We start from the raw sequence: 17,199 nt of genomic DNA on the forward strand, positions 1-17,199 counted from the left end.
AGCAGGCTTTCGATCGCTGCCTTGAACTCGCTGCGCTGCTTGACCCCGCGGAACTGTTGCTTGAGTTCCTTGTTCAGGAAGACCTGAACGGTGGGTGTGCCGCTGACACCGGCTTGCTGCGCAATCTCCTGTTCGGCCTCGATGTCGATTTCGATGCCCTGGGCCTGTCCTCCCAGTTCGTCGAGCACACGCTTGAGCTGCGGTTTGAGCACGTGGCAGGGGCCGCAGGTGGGTGAGGTGTAGACGACCACCAGCGGTTTGGTGCTGTCGTGATACAGCTTCCTCAAGGCAAAACTTCCCTTCTGCCATAGGGCATCGCTGCTGAAGTTGGCCTCATCGCTGACGGCCGTGCGCTTGGTTTCTCCCACCTCGGCTGGATCGACGGGCTCATGGCTGACGGTGACCGCCAGGTCCTTCTCCGTCAGCCAGCGTTCGGCGGCGAGGGCGGCCTGGCAGCCGCTACCGGCGGCCGTGATCCCCTGGCGCCACTCCGCATCGGCCACGTCTCCGGCGGCATAGACCCCCTCAAGGCTGGTCTCGGGGCGCCCCGGCTGGGTGATCAGGTAGCCCTTGCCATCGGTGCTGAGCTGCTCGCGCACCAGGCGGGTGTTGGGGGTGTGGCCGATGGCATAGAACATGCCCCGTACGGGGAGCTCTTCGCTCTGGCCGGTCGCGGGATCCTTGAGCTGGATCGCCTCGAGCCACTCGCCACCGCTGCAGTCCGCCACCTGACGGTTCCAGTGCACCTGCACCTTGGGGTTGGCCAGCACCCGGTCTGCCATGGCCTTGCTGGCGCGGAGCTTGTCGCTGCGCACGATCAGGTGGACACGGCTGGCGTATTTGGTCAGATAGACCGCTTCTTCGCAGGCGGAGTCGCCGCCGCCGACGACCGCCAGCTCCACATCCCGGAACTGCGGGGTCGCACCATCACAGATAGCGCAGGCGCTGATGCCGGCGTTCCAAAAGCGCTGCTCGCTGGGGAGGCCCAGGCGATTGGCGCTGGCACCCGTGGCCAGGATCACAGCGTGGGCCTGGATGGTCTGCCCGTCCGCCTGGATCCGGAAGGGGCGCTGGGAGAAGTCGATGGCCTCGGCGTCGGCCTCGATTAAGCGGGTGCCCCAGCGGACGGCCTGGGCCTTGACCCGGTCCATCAGCTCGGGGCCGAGGATTCCATCGGGGAAGCCGGGAAAGTTCTCGACGTGGGTGGTGGTCATCAGCTGACCGCCAGGGATTCCGCCGTCCTGAAAACCCGTGATCACCACAGGGCTGAGGTTGGCCCGGGCGGCGTAGATCGCTGCGGTGTAGCCGGCGGGGCCGGAGCCCACGATGACGAGGTTTTCAACCGATCCGGGCGCGCCAGCGGCCATGGCCTAAAGCGGAATGACTTCGCTTTAGTTTAGGGATCTCCCTGGCGGCGATTGGGGAGGGCCTGGACGGTTGTCCGTATCCCCTTCGCCAGAGCAAATAAACGGGAAGGCCTAAAGATTCTCTTTAGATTTCAAGTAGGCCGTCGGATTCGTTGCTGGTTTCGTTCTCTGAGCCCTTCTCGAAGCTGGGCACCATCAAGACCTGGTCCAGGATCAGTTCGGGCTGGTCGTCGGCGCAGAGGATCCATTCCCGGAACTCCTCTGTCAGGGCGTAGCTGTCTTCATAAAGCTCGCGATCATCCAGGTAAGCGATGCGAGTGACGGCCCAGTTGCTTGCGACCGAGATGCGCCGTTGGGTTGAACCGTGCATGGTTCTCCGTGCGGTTGAGACCAGGTTGGCGGCTGGTGTGCCGCTTTCCGGGCTTGATTCGCACAAATTCGCATTCAGTGCTGAATATTCGATGTAGTCATTGCTGCATTAAAAAGTCAGGAAGGCGTGGTCCTCGCACCCGAATCACCCCTCCGGCACCATCCTCGACGGCCTGCAGCGGCAAACTGGCGCCTCGGTTTTGTCCACTTGCTTCTTCCGGAGCGTCGCTGCTTTTCGGCCTCAGGACGTAGGGCTCGCTCAGGGACCAGGTCCGGGCGTACTGCATCAGCAGCGGATCGGCTGGGGCAAAGACGTAGGAGGGGTGCCGCGGCACGCTCTCGGCGCTGGCCCGCTCTCCATTCATGCGAACGGCTCGGGTGATGGCCTGCACGAAGCGAGTGCGGGTGACGACGGTGGTGAGGTAGGCCACCACCCGCAGCCTCGGTGCATCGAAGCCCTCGGCGCACATGTCGATGCTCACCAGCCAGTCGGAATCGCCCGCCTTGAAGCGCTCCATGCGTTCTGCGGCTTCGGGGTCTTGGGAGTGCACCAGTTGAACCCGGTCCCCTTCCTCCTCCAGCAGTCCGCAAATCCGGCGGGCATGGGCAATGTCACGGGCCACCACCAGGCCGCCCGCCTCTGGATGCTCGCGCCGAACGGATTCCAGCCGTTTGCGGGCATTGAGCAGCAGCCGCAGGGCGATGCTGCTGCTGTCCCCCAGGCGAATGGCGCGCCGCAGGTTCCGCGCCCGCCAGCTCTCGCGCTCTTCCTGGGAGAGGGGCGAGCGCTCGGTGTCTGACAGTTCCCCCTGCCGGCCGTGATCCACCCAGCCGTCCTGGAAGCGGAATTCCAGGGGGCGCACGTCACCGGCCTGGATCAATTCCCTGGGCTCGACACTGAGGTCAGGAGCGATCTGCTCGACCCACTCCTGGCCGTCATGGACCTGGATCCGCCGGGCGGCACAGAAGCCGAGGTTGTCGGCTCGAAACGGCGTCCCGGTGAGCCCCAGGCGCAACTGGGCGCTTTGGCTGAGCCGGCTAAAGGCATGGCCCCAGGCCGTGGCCTCCGGTTCCTCCGGGTCGACCCCGAGGTGGTGCACCTCATCGGCGATGGCCAGCCAGGGACCCCAGCCCCACTGCTTGAGCTGCTGCTCCAGGGACTCCAGGTTGCGGCCCGCCGCCTGATAGGTGAGCAATAGGCCCTGGCTGTCCGCCAGGTCGCTGCCGCAGAGCCCCGGTTGCCAGTCCTGGATCTTCAGATTCAGCCGCTCGGCAGAGGCAATCCACTGGGCGGCGATGGAGCTGCGGTGGCAGAAGACCAGAAAGCGCTCCAGCCGGCCTTCTCGAAGCAACCGTTCAAAGCTCAGCAGGGCCCCCAGGGTTTTGCCGGCCCCGGGCCCGGCGTTGATCAGAACATCGCTGCCCCGGTTGGTTTCCAGCCGGCGCCGCAGCAGTTGGATCAGCTGGGTCTGCCACTGCCGCGGTTGCAGGTTGCTGAGCGGCCGCTGCTCAACAGCCTTGGCGGCAGCCGGAGCGCGCCGGGGAACGCGCAGGTCGAAGGACAGCGATGGCATGCCGCCATTGTGTGGCGATTCGGCCAAAAAAGTTGGGCACTTCTACCTATTCGCATTGGCGCTGGAGGCACTAACTTCCGGCCATCACCCGCTCCCGGGCTTTGCCCCTGTTGCCCATGGATGAGCGTTTTCTGTTTGCACTCACCCCAGACGAGCTTCGGCAGCGCTTTGAGGAGGCGCTGTCTCTGGAATGCGATCTGGACCCAATGATCCTGCGGGCGCGCCAGTTGCGCCGACAGGGCTCCAGTCCCCAGGCCCGCTGCTTAGAACAGGAGCTTCTGCCCCTGTTCTGAGTCCATGCGAGTCGCGGTCACCGGCGCTTCCGGCAAAACCGGCTGGAGAGTGGTCGCCGAGGCCCTGGCCCGCGGTTTCGAGGTTCGGGCGATCGTCCGACCTGGCTCAGTCCTCCCACCTGGGTTGGAGGGAGCCGAGGTGCATCGCCTCCAGCTGAACGACAGCGCGGCCCTGCAACAGGCCCTGCGCGGCTGCGATGCCCTGGTCATCGCTACCGGGGCTCGACCCAGCATTGATTTGTTGGGCCCCCTGAAAGTCGATGCCCTTGGCGTGCGCCAGCAGCTGGAGGCTTGCCGCTCCGTTGGCCTCAAGCGCCTGGTGCTGGTGAGTTCCCTCTGTGCGGGCCGTTGGCTGCACCCGCTGAACCTCTTTGGCCTGATCCTGGTCTGGAAACGCCTCGGCGAGCAGTGGCTCGAACAAAGCGGGCTAGAGGTCACGATTGTTCGCCCGGGGGGCCTCAAGGAAGCTGAGGAGGACATCGCCGCGCAGGAGCTGCGCTTCTCCGGTGCTGATCAACAGGAGGACGGCAGCCTTCCGCGCCGCCTGGTGGCCCGGGTTTGCCTGGATGCCTTGGAGGTCCCAGCCAGCGCGGGACGCATCATTGAGATCACCAGTACTGTTCCGGACGTTCCGGCCCCTGAACCCCCTGCGCTTGCCAGCTGGTTGGCTTGAGAACGCTTACGGCCGTATGCGAATCTGCCTCCACCCAGGGTCGAGACATTGATTCGTGTTTTAGTGCCAAGGGAGTGCCGTCCTGGTGAAACCAGGGTCGCGGCCACTCCCGAAACCGTGCGCCGTTTGTCGGCACGCGGCTGCACCTTTGTCGTCGAGCGGGGCGCTGGTCAGGCCAGCGGTTACGACGACGCGGCCTATGAAGAGGCCGGTGCTGCGCTGACGGACCCCAGTGCTGAGCAGTGGTCTCAAGCGGACGTTGTTCTGACGGTCCAGGGTTCGGATCTGGCCCAGAAGCATTCCCCGAAAGCAGGAGCCCTGCTTCTGGGTTTGCTGGAGCCCCACGGCAACGACGCCCTCAAACAGCGTTTCCAGTCCGCTCAGGTGAGCGCACTCGCCCTTGAGCTGCTGCCTCGGATCAGCCGGGCCCAGAGCATGGACGTGCTCTCCTCCCAGGCCAACATCGCTGGTTACAAGGCCGTTCTGCTCGCTTCGGCGGCCCTGGATCGCTACGTGCCGATGCTGATGACGGCCGCGGGCACGATTCAGCCGGCCCGCGCCCTGATCTTGGGTGCCGGCGTGGCGGGCCTTCAGGCCCTGGCGACCGCCCGCCGCCTGGGCTCCGTGGCCTACGTCAGCGACGTTCGCCCCGCCGCCAAGGAGCAGGTGGAGTCCCTCGGTGGCCGCTTTATTGATCCCCCTGAGTTGGATCAGAAGCCCGGCGAAGCCGGTGGCTACGCCAAGCAGGCCACAGAAGCCTTCCTCGCTGAGCAGCGCCGTCAACTCACCGAACAGTTGGCTCTGGCCGACATGGTCATCTGCACGGCCCAGGTTCCGGGCAAGAAGGCGCCGCGTCTGATCGATGACGCGATGCTGCAGCACATGCGTCCCGGCAGCGTCGTGGTTGACCTGGCGGTCGCCCAAGGCGGCAACTGCGAAGGCACCGTGCCCGGCCAGACCGTCATCCGCCACGGCGTTCAGCTGATCGGCGGCGATGGCCTGCCCTGCAGCGTGGCCAACCACGCCAGCGCTCTCTATTCACGCAACATCGCAGCTCTTCTTGAGCTGTTGCTCAACACCACCGCCGAGGGTGCCTCCTCGGTGAACCTCGATCTGGACGATGAGATCGTCTCGGGCTGCCTGTTCAGCCACAACGCCCCTGAATCTGCCGGAGGTGCTGCATGAGCAGCCTGAATGAAGCCCTTTGGGTGCTGCTGCTCGGCAGCCTCCTGGGTCTGGAACTGATTGGCAAGGTGCCCCCCACCCTGCACACCCCCCTGATGAGCGGCGCGAACGCCATCAGTGGCATCACCGTGCTGGCCTCCCTGACCCTGATCGCGCAGGCGCAGGGCAACCCCGGGATGTTGATCCTCGGCGCGGTCTCCCTGGGCTTTGCCCTCTTCAACGTGATCGGGGGCTTCCTCGTGACCGACCGCATGCTCGCCATGTTCAGCCGCAAGAAGTCAGGAGCACGCCGATGAGTGGCCTCGCGCTGTTTGGTTATCTGATTGACCTGCTGGCGGTCCTGCTGCTGGCCCTGGGCCTCAAGGGCCTCTCCAAGGTTCGCTCCGCCCGCTCCGCCAACGGCCTGGCTGCCCTGGCCATGGGCCTGGCCGTCGTTGGTCTGTTGATTCAGCTGGCGCCCTCGCCCGTGGCTTGGGTCTGGATTGCTGTTGGCACGGCCGCTGGCGGCCTGCTGGGTCTGATCACGGCTCGCCGGGTGCCGATGACCTCCATGCCGGAGACCGTCGCCCTCTTCAACGGCTGCGGTGGCATGGCCTCCCTGCTGGTGGCCATTGCGGTGGCCCTCTACAACTCCGCTGAGTCGGACATGGTGGCCCTGGTGTCCATCGTGATCTCGGTCTTCGTCGGTGCGATCACCTTCAGCGGCTCCATCGTTGCGATGGGCAAGCTGCAGGGCTGGATCGACACCCCCGGTTGGACCCAGAGCCAGGTGCGCCATGGCGTGAACATCGCCATCGCCGTTGCCGCTCTGGTGGGTGCCTTCGCCCTCCCCGGCGATCCCGCGGGCTCGTCCCTGTGGCTGCTGGTGGTGGCCTCGAGCCTGCTCGGCATTGGCGTGACCCTGCCCATCGGCGGTGCCGACATGCCGGTGGTCATCTCGTTGCTGAACTCCTATTCCGGCGTGGCTGCTGCCGCCGCTGGCTTCGTGGTGGGCAGTCAGCTGCTGATCGTGGCGGGCGCCATGGTTGGTGCCGCTGGCCTGATCCTCACCCAGGTGATGTGCGACGGCATGAACCGCTCTCTGGTGAGCGTTCTCTTCGGTGGTGCCCTGGGCGGCGCTGCTCCGGTTGGTGGTGGCGGCGAAGAAGCCGGCTATACCCGGATCGTCAGCTGCAGCCCCGAGGAGTGCGCCATGGCCCTCGAGAGCGCTGAGCGCGTGGTCTTCGTCCCCGGTTACGGCCTGGCCGTGGCCCAGGCCCAGCACGCCCTGCGCGAGCTGGCCAAGATGCTCGAAGCCAATGGCTCCGAGGTCAGCTACGCCATCCACCCGGTGGCCGGCCGTATGCCGGGTCACATGAACGTGCTGCTGGCGGAAGCAGATGTGCCCTACGAGCAGCTGCTCGAGATGGACACCATCAACCCCGAGTTCCCCCGCACCGATGTGGTCATCGTGCTGGGTGCGAACGACGTGGTGAACCCCGACGCCAAGAACGATCCCAACAGCCCCCTCTACGGCATGCCCGTGCTTGAGGTGGATGGGGCCCGTCAGGTGTTCGTGGTCAAGCGCAGCATGGGCGCCGGTTATGCCGGCATCAAGAACGCCCTGTTTGAGCTGCCCCAAACCGCCATGGTCTTCGGCGATGCCAAGGCTGTGCTGCAGGGCCTCTGCGCTGAACTGCGCAGCCAGGGCGTCGGTAAGGGCGCTTGATTCGCTCCTCGCCAATGAGCAGCATTGGGGGCCCTCGGGGCCCCTTTTCCATGGACGGTGAGCCTCCCTTTGAGCCTCGCTTCCCCTGGCTGAACGGCGATCTGCAGACCCTGCGGGATACCTTCCGCTCGGATGCCCTTCCCCCCGATCAGGGGCAGCCATTGCCCTTTGATGTGGGCAATGGCGATCAGCTCCTCGCCAAGTGGGATGCCCCCCTCTCCGGGCCGGAGCCCCTTGGCCTCGTGCTGTTGATGCATGGACTGGGGGGATCAAGCCAGCGCGGCGGACTGAGGCGGATGGGTGACACCCTCCAGCGCGCCGGCTTTGCCGTGCTTCGGCTGAACATGCGCGGCGCAGGCGACGGCCGTGCCCTGGCCCGCGGCACCTATGCGGCCAACAGCAATCGCGATCTGCTGCCGGTCCTGCGCCAGGCCCGCAGCTTGGCCGCTGGCCTCCCCCTGCTGGGGATGGGGATTTCCCTGGGCGGGACCAAGCTGCTCAATGCCCTGACCTCCAGCTCACTGGAGCGCCGCACGGCCGGTCTCGATCCCCAGGCGCCACTGCTGGATGGGCTGGTCACCATCAGCACTCCAGTCGATCTGGAGAGCTGCTCCCGCCAGATCGAGTTGCCCCGCAACCGCCTCTATCAGCATTGGCTCTTGAAGCGGCTGGTGGCCCAGACCCTGGCGGACCCGTTTGGGGTGACGGACGCCGAGCGTCAGGCCCTGGAGGGGCCCCTCGAGAGCATCCGAGCTTTTGATGCGGCGATCACGGCTCCCCGTTGGAGCTATCGCTCGGTGGACGACTACTACCGCCAGGCCAGTCCCCTTTGGCGTCTCCAGGAGCCCCGCATCCGGCGAGAGCTGCCCCCCTGCCTGCTGATTCACGCCGAGGATGATCCCTGGGTGCCCGTGGAGCCGACTCGCAGCCTGGATGCCTTCCAGGATGAGCGCTTTCAGCTGCTTGTGACCGCTAAGGGCGGCCATAACGGCTTCCACGGCCGCGGCGGTTGCTGGACCGATCAGCTCACCGCCCGCTGGTTTCAGGCCTTGCTCGCCTGAAAGGGCATCCGTTTGACAATCCACTCCTCGATGGGCGCGCCGCCGATGACGTGCTCCTTCAGGATTCGCTCAACGCGCTCAGCGGTGACCCCGCCGTAGACGATTCCCTCGGGCCAGATCAAGAGCACCGGACCCTCCACGCAGATGCGGAGGCAATCGGCCTTGCTGCGCAACACGATCCCTTCAGGGCGGGCTGGATCCTCCAGGCCCCACTCCCGCACCAGGCGCTTGAGGGTGGTCCAGCTCTCAGGGCCGACCATTGGATCGGGGCTGCAGAGCGCCTTCGCTGGGGTGGCGCAGAGCAGCAGGTGGTGCTGAATCAACGGCTGGCTCAAACAGAGACGGCTGCAGCTTCACGCACCGCCTGACGGGACCAGCTGTCGACCGCCAGCACGTCGTCCAGGGAGGGATGGGCCATGAGGTCGGCCTTGTGGCGATCGCAAACCCTGTCGATCAGCTTCGGGATGTCGAGGAAGTGGATCTTCTCCTCGAGGAAGAGCGCCACGGCCTGCTCGTTGGCGGCATTCATCACCGCGGGCATCGTTCCCCCGGCGCGGCCGGCGGCATAGGCCAGTTCCATGCAGGGGTACTTGGCGGGGTCGGGCTTGCGGAAGGTCAGTTGCCCCACCTCGGTCAGATCCAGGCGGCGCCAGGGGGTCTCCAGGCGCTCCGGCCAGCTCAGGCAGTAGAGGATCGGCAGCTTCATGTCGGGCCAACCCAGCTGGCCCAGCACGGAGGAATCCGCCAGCTCCACCATCGAGTGGATGATCGACTGCGGGTGGATCACGATCTCGATGTGGTCGTAGTCCAGACCGAAGAGGTAATGGGCCTCGATCACCTCCAGACCCTTGTTCATCAAGGAGGCGGAGTCGACGGTGATCTTGCGACCCATGCTCCAGTTGGGGTGGCTGGTGGCATCGGCCACGGTGGCCTTGTGCAGATCCGCCGCATCCCAGTCGCGGAAGGCACCGCCGCTGGCGGTCAGTTGAATCCGGCGCAGGCCCGGCGTCGGCACACCGGTGGAGAGCCGGGCGGTGTCAGCCCAGGGGGTGCCCTGCAGGCACTGGAAGATGGCGGAGTGCTCGGAGTCCGCGGGCAGTAGGCGCGAGCCGCTCTTGGCGAGCTCCGGCAGCACCACCGGACCAGCGGCGATCAGGGTCTCCTTGTTGGCCAGGGCCAGGTCCTTGCCGGCGCGGATCGCCGCCAGGGTGGGCAGCAGGCCGGCGCAGCCCACGATTCCGGTGACCACCAGGTCGGCGCTGGACCAGGCCGCGGCGGTGCAGAGCCCGTCCGTGCCGCCCACCAGCTCCGGCAACTTGGCGGGGCGCTCACTGGCGGAGAGGGCCTGGATCCGCTCCTGCAGGGCCGGGAGTTTGGCTTCATCCGCCAGGGCCACCACCTCAGGGGCGTGCTTCTGAATCTGGCGGATCAGCAGATCGAGGTTGTTCCCGGCCGTCAGGGCGACGACGCGGAAGCGATCGGGGAACTCCTCGACGATCTCGAGGGTTTGCGTACCGATTGAGCCTGTGGAGCCGAGCACGGAGAGGGCTTTCACGGCGGAGCTCCAGGGATCAGCGGCCAGTTTCCCATTTCCAGGCGCGTAGCGTTGCCGGCACTCCTTTGATCCGCGATGGCCGAGCAGAACCCGGCGGCGCCTCAGCGCTGGCCCTACGTCCTGGGATGTGGCTTCGCCATGGGCGCTGCCGATGTGGTCCCCGGGGTCTCGGGGGGCACGATGGCCTTCATCCTCGGCATCTACGGCACCCTGCTGGAGGCTGTCTCGGGCTTTGACTTCGAGCTCCTCGGCCTCCTGCGACGCGGTGCCTGGGCGGAGGCGGCCGAGCGGGTGCACCTGGGCTTTTTGCTGCCCCTGCTGGCTGGCCTGTTCGGTTCAGTCCTGGTGCTGGTGCGTCCGATCACCTGGCTCTATGTGAACCAGCCGGCCCTGCTCTTTGCCTTTTTCTTTGGTCTGATCGTCGGCTCGATCGTGTTGATCGCCCGCCATGCCCATTGGGGCGCCGCCGGCCTGGTGGCGATGGTGGTTGGTGTGGCGGCGGCGCTGCTGCTGGTGACCCGTACGCCGGTGACCATGCCCCACGACCCCTTCACGATCTTCTGGAGCGGGGCCGTGGCGATCATGGCGATGATTCTTCCGGGCGTCTCGGGCTCCTTTCTGCTGCTGGTGCTCGGCCAGTACCAGTACGTGATGGAAGGGGTGAAGGCCCTGGATCTGGCGACCCTGGTGCCCTTCGCCCTGGGCTGTGCCACGGGGCTGCTGCTGTTTGTGCGTCTGCTGAGCTGGCTGCTGAAGCGCTGGCATGGCCAGACCGTGGCCCTGTTGATGGGTTTCATGGCCGGCTCCCTCTGGAAGATCTGGCCCTTCCGCACCGTGCTGGAGAGCACCACCAACGCCAAGGGCAAGTTGATCGTCCTGCGGGATGCCCTGGCGGCGCCCCCCAGCGGCTCGGCCTTCGCCCTGGGCCTGCTGCTGATGGGCCTGGGTGTGCTCTTGGTGTTGGGCCTCGAGCGGATTCAAGAGCGGATGGGCGCTGCGGAGATGGGCGGCTGAGTCCAATCCGTTGATGCAGCTCCCTTGCCCCACCGGTGAAACTGGGGGCTGCTTTTTGCTGCCCCGATGACGTCCCACGATCGTGGTCACCCCCCCGAGCAGTGGGGCTCGTCCCTGGGCTTCGTGTTGGCCGCCGCAGGCAGCGCGGTCGGTCTGGGCAACCTCTGGGGCTTCGCCTATCGGGCCTCCCAGGGGGGCGGGGCGGCCTTTGTGCTCCTCTACCTGCTGATCGTCTCGCTGGTCTGTCTGCCGGTGCTGGTGGCTGAGATGGTCCTGGGGCGCAGCACGGGCCACGCCCCCCTGCTAGCTCCGATCACCGCCGGCGGTCGCCGCTGGGCCCCGCTGGGTTGGCTGTTCCTGGCCGCCGCGATGGGGATCCTCAGTTACTACGCCGTCCTGATGGGCTGGACGGGCCGCAGCTTGATCCATGCCTTGAGTTCGCCGCTCCCAGCCGACATTCCCGCGGCGGAGCGCTTCTTCGCCGGCATCAGCAGCGGCGGTGATGCGGTGCTGGGGCACCTGATCAGCCTGGCCCTCACCGGGGTGGTGGTCGCCGCCGGCATCAAGGCCGGCATTGAGCGCCTCACCCGCTGGGCCATGCCCCTGCTGTTTCTCCTGCTGCTGGCCCTGGCGATCTGGGCGGCCTTTCTGCCCGGAGCCCATGCGGGCTACAGCGGTTTTTTGCTGCGCTGGGATCCCAGCAAGCTCACGGACCTGGGCACGATCCGCAACGCCTTCACCCAGGCCTTTTTCTCGATCGGCACCGGCATCGGCGCGATCTTGGCCTACGCCACCTACCTCGATCGCAAGAGCGCTCTCCCCGGTGAGGCCGTGGCGGTCGTTGGGATGGACACCGCCGTTGGCCTGATGGCCGGCTGCATCACCTTCCCGCTGGTGGCCAGCTTTGGTCTGGTGGATGTGGTCAGCGGCAGCACCGTGGGCACCCTCTTCATCAGCCTGCCGACGGGCCTGGCCTCCTTGGGGGGCGGTGGCCGGGTGGTGGCGGCTGTCTTCTTCCTATTGGCCTACGTGGCTGCGATCACCTCATCGGTCTCGCTGCTGGAGGTGCCGGTGAGCTCGTTGATGGATCGCTTGGGCTGGAGCCGCTCCAGGGCCGTCTGGCTGATGGTGCTGCTGATTGCCGTGATCGGCCTTCCTTCTGCTTTGGACATTGGGGTGCTGGAGCGGATGGATGCCCTCTTTGGCGGGGTCTGCCTGATCGCCGGTGGCCTGCTGATGGCCCTGCTGCTGGGCTGGCAGGTGCCTGATCGCTTCCGCAGCGATCTGCTGGAGTCGGGTTCCTCGCCTGAGATCGTTCGTCTGCTGCGTTGGTCGCTGCGTTGGATTTCGGTGCCGGCCATCAGCCTGGGCCTGCTGATCTCGATCATCGATCTGGCCAAGAGCTGGAGCGGCGCTGGCGCTTAACTGAGCGGAGCTTTCGTCTCTCCATGGCCATCGGTCCCCAGTGGCTCCAGCGCTTCAACTTCATTGAGCGGGCGAAGCTGGAGCGTCAGCTCTGGGAGGCCTTTGAGCGGGGCGAGCCGATCGAGACCCTGGTCGAGGAGTGTGAGCCCGGGTTTCAGAAGGAGGTCTGGAGCACCACGGCCACCCGCATCCGCAAGATCGAGCAGATGATGAAAAACCAGCAGGCTCCCAAGCCCTAGGCCCTGAGCCACTCCGTCAGGCCGCCGGGCTTGTCGATCAGTTCGATCCCCTGGGCCTTGAGTTCATCGCGGATCCGGTCGGCGGCGGCAAAGTCCTTGGCGGCTTTGGCCGCCTTGCGGGCTTCGATCTGCGCTTCGATCTCAGCGTTGCTCGGACCGCCGCCGCTGGCGCTGCTCTCGGCTCCCTCGTGCTGGAGCCCGACAACATCGGCCAGCTCCAGCAGCAGGGCCAGTTGCTGTTGATGGCTGGCTTGCTCCAGTTCGCCCTGGGCGCTGGCGTCGCCGCGCTCGATCCGGTTAGCCAGACCCCGAAGGGGCTTGGCTAGCTCAAACAGCACCGCCAGGGCGGCGGAGGTGTTGAGGTCATCGTCCATGGCCGCGGCGAAGCGTCCGCGCGCATCCGCCAGGGCAGTTGGCAACTCTGAGGCGGCGGGGGTGGTGTCGCCGGCCAGACCGAGGGCGGCGTTCAGTCCTTTCCAGCCGGTGGCTGCGGCCTCGAGGGCTTCCGCGGTGAAGTCGAGGGGTTTGCGGTAGTGGGCCTGCAGGGTGAACAGGCGCAGGGTCATTGGCGAGACCCCGGAATCCAGCAGGGCGCGGATGGTCGTGAAGTTGCCGAGGGATTTCGACATCTTCTGGCCGCCGACATTGACCATGCCGTTGTGGAGCCAGAAGTGGGCCAGCTCCTTGCCGGTGGCGGCTTCCGATTGGGCGATCTCGTTCTCGTGGTGCGGGAAGACCAGATCGGCACCGCCCAGGTGGATATCGATGGTGTCGCCGAGTTCCTCGCGCACCATGGCTGAGCACTCGATGTGCCAGCCCGGGCGCCCCTGGCCCCAGGGGGAGGGGGAAGCTGGGTTCGCCGGGTTTGGCTCCCTTCCAGAGGGCGAAGTCAAAGGGGTGCTGTTTGCGGGCTTCCTCGGCACTGGCCACCCGACCGGCGGCGTTGTCCTGCTGCTGCTCCAGATCGCGGCCGCTGAGCTTGCCGTAGCCGGCGTGCTTCATCACGGCGAAGTAGACGTCTCCATCGGCGGAGTAGGCCGCCCCTTTGGACTCCAGCTCGCTGATCAGGCCGCGGATGGCATCGAGGCTGCGGGTGGCCCGCGGCATCCGATCCGCCGGCAGGATGTTCAGGCGTCCCATGTCGGCCACGAAGGCGTCGATGTTGCGCTCGCTGACCTCCTCCATCGAGCTGCCCTCTTCGCTGGCGCGGTTGAGGATCTTGTCGTCGATGTCGGTGTAGTTCTGCACAAAGGTCACGGCGTAGCCGCACCAGCGCAGGTGGCGGCGCAGCACGTCCCAGGCGATGTAGCTGCGGGCGTGGCCCAGGTGGCAGAGGTCATAGACCGTGACCCCACAGCAATAAATGCTGACCTTGCCCGGCTCGATTGGCTTGAACTCCTCGACGCGGCGGGTGATGGTGTTGGTGAGCCGCAGGGTCATTTCGCTTCCATCCAGTTGGGGCCAACGCCGGTCTCCACCACTAGGGGAACAGACAGGGTCACCGCGCGCTCCATGGTTTCACGCGTGAGGTTGAGCACCGTCTCGAGGGCCTCGGGGGCGGCTTCGAGCACCAGTTCGTCATGGACCTGCAGCAGCAGCCGTGCGGGCAGGGCGCTCTCGGTGAGCCGTTGCTGCAGCTGCACCATCGCCAGCTTGATGATGTCGGCGCTGGAGCCCTGGATCGGGGCGTTGGCGGCGGCGCGCAGTTGCTGGGCTTCCATGCCGCCGCGGCGGGCGACCTCCAGTTCGATCTCCAGGGGGTCCTTACCCAGGTGACGGCCCAGGCCGCTGGGGTCAAAGGCAAAGGGACGCCGGCGCCCAAGGATCGTTTCGACGTAGCCGCGGCTGAGGGCGAGCCGCTCCTGCAGCTCCAGGAAGGCGAAGACCTTCGGGTAGCGCTGCTTGTATTTACTGAGGAACTCCTTGGCTTCGGCCTGGCTGACCCCCGTTTCCCGGGCGAAGCGCTGCACGCCCATTCCGTAGATCACCCCGAAGTTGATCGTCTTGCCTAAGCGGCGTTCGTCGCTGGTGACCTCGTCTTTGTCGAACAGCAGCCGGGCGGTGAGGGCGTGGACGTCATCACCGCTTTGATAGGCCTTCACCAGCACCTCCTCGCCGGAGAGGTGGGCCAGGATCCGCAGCTCGATCTGGGAGTAGTCGGCGCTGATCAAGGTCCAGCCGGCCTCCGGCAGGAAGGCCTTGCGAATCCGCCGAGAGAACTCCGTGCGCACGGGAATGTTCTGCAGGTTGGGGTTGCTGCTGGAGAGCCGTCCGGTGGCGGTGACGGCTTGGTTGAAGTCCGTGTGCACCCGTCCGGTTTCCGCCTCCATCAGGGCGGGAAGGGCATCGACATAGGTGCTCTTGAGCTTGCTCAAGGTGCGGTGCTCCAGCACCAGGGGCACCACCGGGTGGGCGTCCTCCAGCTTCTCGAGCACCGTCGCATCGGTGCTCCAGCCGGTCTTGGTCTTGCGGGACTTCTTGCGATCGAGCCCGAGGGTGTCAAAGAGCAGCTCACCGAGCTGCTTCGGCGAGGCCAGGTTGAAGTCCGTGCCGGCGGCCTCCTTGGCGTCGCTCTCCAGTCGCTCGAGGGTGGCCTTGAGTTCCCGGCTGAGTTCGCCCAAGTAGTCGGTGTCGATGCGAATGCCGGTGGCTTCCATCAGGGCCAGCACCGGCTCCAGGGGCAGCTCCACCTGATCGAGCAGCGCCGTGAGGGGCTCACCCAGGGCCTCGAGTTGGCCGCGCAGCAGTGGGGTCAGGCGGTAGGTGACATGGACATCCATGCCGCAGTAGAGGGCGGCCTGGGCCATGGGGACGGCCGAGAAGTTGGCGCCCTTGGGGACCAGCTCGCTGTAGCTGGTGGGCAGGAAGCCGAAATTCCGCTGGGCCAGCAGCTCGAGGCCGTGCTTGGCGTTGGCATCCCGCAGGTAATCCGCCAGGAGGGTGTCCATGACAACGCCCGCCAGGGGCAGACCATGGCGCAGCAGGATCAGCCGGTCGTACTTGGCGTTCTGCAGCGTTTTGGGGTGCGCGGCGCTGCTGAGCCAGGGAGCCAAGGCCCCCAGTACTTGGTCGAGGGGGAGTTGCGCTGGATCGCTCAGTTCCGCCTGATGTCCCAGGGGGATGTAGGCCAGCTGATCGAGCCCCTCGCCCCAGCAGACTCCGAGGCCCACAAGTTCGGCTTGGAAGGGGTTGAGGCTGGTGGTTTCAGTGTCCAGCGCCACCGGACTCTGGCGGTCGCAGCAGCCCAGGAGCCTCTGCACCAAGGCCTCGAGTGCCTCGCTACTGGTGATCAGTTGGGGCGCAAGGGCCGGCGGCGCAGCATCGCGGGCGTCTCCGTCATCGGCGGCCGGATCGCTGAGTGCTTCGGCTTTTGCTTCTGCTTTCGCTTTGGGGTCGGCGGCGGCGACGGCCGGCGGTGGTTCGTTGGAGAAGACCGTGGCGAAGCTGTTGACCTGGCGCCGCAGGCTGAAGAGCTCCAGTTCCTCCAGGCTTTCGGCGAGGGAGTCGCTCTTGACTGCACCGAGGGGCAGACGCGGGTCCGTCGGCAGCGGAATATCAACCAGGATTTCCGCCAGCATCCGCGAGCGGTAGGCGTTCTCCCGGTCCGTGCTGAGCTTGCCCAGCAGCGCCCCCTTCAGGGCTCCCTTGGGATCTTTGGCCTTGGGGCCCGCGGCTTCGAGTTGCTCCAGCGCCGCGTAGATCCCATCGAGGTCGCCGTAGGCCTGCAGCAGGTTGATGGCGGTCTTGGGACCGACGCCTTTGACCCCCGGAATGTTGTCGCTGCTGTCGCCCGTGAGGGCCTTGAGGTCCACGACCTCTTCGGGGGTGACCCCCAACTTGGCCACGACACCATCGCGGCGAATCTCGAGCGGTCCGCTGCTCTTGGCATAGGGACCACCCCCCATATAAAGGACAGCGATGTCGCGCTTGTCGTCCACGAGCTGGAAGAGGTCGCGGTCACCCGAGAGGATGCGCACCCGCCAGCCGTCATTGGCGGCTCGATTGGCCAGGGTCCCCAGGACATCGTCGGCTTCGTAGCCGGGAGCCATGCAGAGGGGAATGTCGAGGGACTGCTCGAGGATCTGCTGCAGGTTGCCCAGATCCTGGAAGAAGTGTTCTGGCGCTACGTCACGATGGGCTTTGTAGGCCTCGTCAGCTTCATGGCGGAAGGTGGGTTCAGCCGTGTCAAAGGCAATGACCACCCCCTGGGGGGCCAGGCCTTTGCAGTTGTCCAGCAGGGCCTTGAGAAAGCCATAGGTGACCGAGGTGGGAATGCCCTCTTTGGTGCTCAGTCCCCCCTCGCCCCCTTTGCTGAAGGCGTAGAAGCTGCGGAAGGCCAGGGAGTGGCCATCCACCAGCAGCAACAGGGGTTTGAGGGTGGTGCCGCCGGTCAAAACGCCCTGGAGATCAAGTGGGCCCAGCCTGGCAGAACGGGCCGGGCTGCTTTGAGTTCCTGCGGCCGTTATCGCTGGTGGCTCGAGCGGCAGTGGCAGCCGCAGGCCCCGCGGTTGCTGTTTGTCGGGCTGAATCCCTCCCGCGCCACGGCCGAGCGTGATGATCCGACCCTGCGGCGCTTGATCGCGTTTGCCCAGGCCTGGGGCTATGGATCGCTGGAGGTGCTGAACCTGTTCGCCCGCATCTCGGCCAGTCCGGCGGTGCTCCGGCGCAGCGCCGATCCGATCGGCCTGCAGACCGACCAGTGGTTGCGGCGGCGTCTGGGCGTCCTGGCGGACGCG

The 17,199-nt window shown here is 66.2% G+C and carries 16 protein-coding genes and 1 pseudogene; 10 read left to right on the forward strand and 7 right to left on the reverse strand.

Translation table 11 applies throughout. The features are described 5' to 3' along the window. The 3 genes from trxB to CB0205_RS0106570 form a co-directional block, all read right to left on the reverse strand. A partial coding sequence (gene trxB, locus CB0205_RS0106560) for a thioredoxin-disulfide reductase (RefSeq protein WP_010315717.1) occupies window positions 1-1,367 on the reverse strand: 1,367 nt, incomplete at its 3' end. Between the two features lie 124 nt (window positions 1,368-1,491). Continuing rightward, window positions 1,492-1,737, reverse strand: a complete 246-nt coding sequence (locus tag CB0205_RS0106565; RefSeq protein WP_010315719.1) for a hypothetical protein — start codon at window positions 1,735-1,737, stop codon at window positions 1,492-1,494. 97 nt (window positions 1,738-1,834) lie between these two features. Continuing rightward, a complete protein-coding gene (locus CB0205_RS0106570; protein ID WP_010315721.1) occupies window positions 1,835-3,310 on the reverse strand; it encodes a DEAD/DEAH box helicase in 1,476 nt (491 codons plus the stop codon). A 116-nt stretch (window positions 3,311-3,426) separates the two neighbouring features. Between CB0205_RS0106570 and CB0205_RS16305 the strand changes: the two genes are divergently transcribed. The 6 genes from CB0205_RS16305 to CB0205_RS0106600 are packed head-to-tail and all read left to right on the forward strand — an operon-like array spanning window position 3,427 to window position 8,230. Then, entirely contained in the window at window positions 3,427-3,603 is a 177-nt protein-coding gene (locus CB0205_RS16305; RefSeq protein ID WP_198001912.1) for a hypothetical protein, read from the forward strand. A 4-nt stretch (window positions 3,604-3,607) separates the two neighbouring features. After that, window positions 3,608-4,276 carry an SDR family oxidoreductase gene (locus CB0205_RS0106580; protein WP_010315726.1) on the forward strand — a complete coding sequence of 223 codons (669 nt, stop codon included), beginning with the start codon at window positions 3,608-3,610 and terminating at the stop codon, window positions 4,274-4,276. Between the two features lie 48 nt (window positions 4,277-4,324). After that, on the forward strand, window positions 4,325-5,461 hold the full coding sequence (locus tag CB0205_RS0106585; RefSeq protein WP_029626176.1) for an NAD(P) transhydrogenase subunit alpha: 1,137 nt from the start codon (window positions 4,325-4,327) through the stop codon (window positions 5,459-5,461). After that, the gene (locus CB0205_RS0106590; RefSeq protein WP_010315729.1) at window positions 5,458-5,757 is read left to right on the forward strand and encodes an NAD(P) transhydrogenase subunit alpha; all 300 of its coding nucleotides are present in this window, start codon (window positions 5,458-5,460) and stop codon (window positions 5,755-5,757) included. Before CB0205_RS0106585 ends, CB0205_RS0106590 begins: the two co-directional genes overlap by 4 nt. After that, entirely contained in the window at window positions 5,754-7,169 is a 1,416-nt protein-coding gene (locus tag CB0205_RS0106595; protein ID WP_010315731.1) for an NAD(P)(+) transhydrogenase (Re/Si-specific) subunit beta, read from the forward strand. The genes CB0205_RS0106590 and CB0205_RS0106595 overlap by 4 nt, the downstream gene beginning before the upstream one ends. A 50-nt stretch (window positions 7,170-7,219) precedes the next feature. Beyond that, window positions 7,220-8,230, forward strand: coding sequence for a YheT family hydrolase (locus CB0205_RS0106600; protein WP_043705607.1), 1,011 nt, complete (start codon window positions 7,220-7,222; stop codon window positions 8,228-8,230). Here CB0205_RS0106600 and CB0205_RS0106605 read toward each other — a convergent pair. Next, window positions 8,212-8,565: a ferredoxin gene (locus CB0205_RS0106605; protein WP_010315735.1), complete on the reverse strand. Its 354-nt coding sequence runs from the start codon at window positions 8,563-8,565 to the stop codon at window positions 8,212-8,214. The genes CB0205_RS0106600 and CB0205_RS0106605 overlap by 19 nt on opposite strands. After that, window positions 8,562-9,785, reverse strand: a complete 1,224-nt coding sequence (locus tag CB0205_RS0106610; RefSeq protein ID WP_010315736.1) for a 1-deoxy-D-xylulose-5-phosphate reductoisomerase — start codon at window positions 9,783-9,785, stop codon at window positions 8,562-8,564. Before CB0205_RS0106610 ends, CB0205_RS0106605 begins: the two co-directional genes overlap by 4 nt. A 75-nt stretch (window positions 9,786-9,860) precedes the next feature. Between CB0205_RS0106610 and CB0205_RS0106615 the strand changes: the two genes are divergently transcribed. From CB0205_RS0106615 to CB0205_RS0106625, 3 genes are all read left to right on the forward strand, one after another. Further along, the gene (locus CB0205_RS0106615) at window positions 9,861-10,799 is read left to right on the forward strand and encodes a DUF368 domain-containing protein (protein WP_010315738.1); all 939 of its coding nucleotides are present in this window, start codon (window positions 9,861-9,863) and stop codon (window positions 10,797-10,799) included. A gap of 66 nt (window positions 10,800-10,865) precedes the next feature. After that, complete coding sequence (locus CB0205_RS0106620; protein ID WP_010315741.1) at window positions 10,866-12,224, forward strand: sodium-dependent transporter; 1,359 nt, start codon at window positions 10,866-10,868, stop codon at window positions 12,222-12,224. Window positions 12,225-12,247: 23 nt separating this feature from the next. Then, complete coding sequence (locus CB0205_RS0106625) at window positions 12,248-12,463, forward strand: hypothetical protein (protein ID WP_010315743.1); 216 nt, start codon at window positions 12,248-12,250, stop codon at window positions 12,461-12,463. Here the strand turns inward: CB0205_RS0106625 and cysS are convergent. Both cysS and polA read right to left on the reverse strand, forming a co-directional pair. Further along, a pseudogene (gene cysS, locus CB0205_RS14360) lies at window positions 12,460-13,903 on the reverse strand (cysteine--tRNA ligase). The gene CB0205_RS0106625 and the pseudogene cysS overlap by 4 nt on opposite strands. Continuing rightward, the gene (gene polA / locus CB0205_RS0106635; protein WP_010315744.1) at window positions 13,900-16,857 is read right to left on the reverse strand and encodes a DNA polymerase I; all 2,958 of its coding nucleotides are present in this window, start codon (window positions 16,855-16,857) and stop codon (window positions 13,900-13,902) included. Before polA ends, cysS begins: the two are co-directional and overlap by 4 nt. Window positions 16,858-16,869: 12 nt before the next feature. On the opposite strand from polA, the gene CB0205_RS14365 reads away from it, so the two are divergent. Next, window positions 16,870-17,199, forward strand: a 330-nt coding sequence (locus CB0205_RS14365) for a DUF1643 domain-containing protein (protein ID WP_043705621.1), incomplete at its 3' end; no start/stop codon positions are given.

This window comes from Synechococcus sp. CB0205, assembly GCF_000179255.1.
Taxonomy (GTDB): domain Bacteria; phylum Cyanobacteriota; class Cyanobacteriia; order PCC-6307; family Cyanobiaceae; genus Vulcanococcus.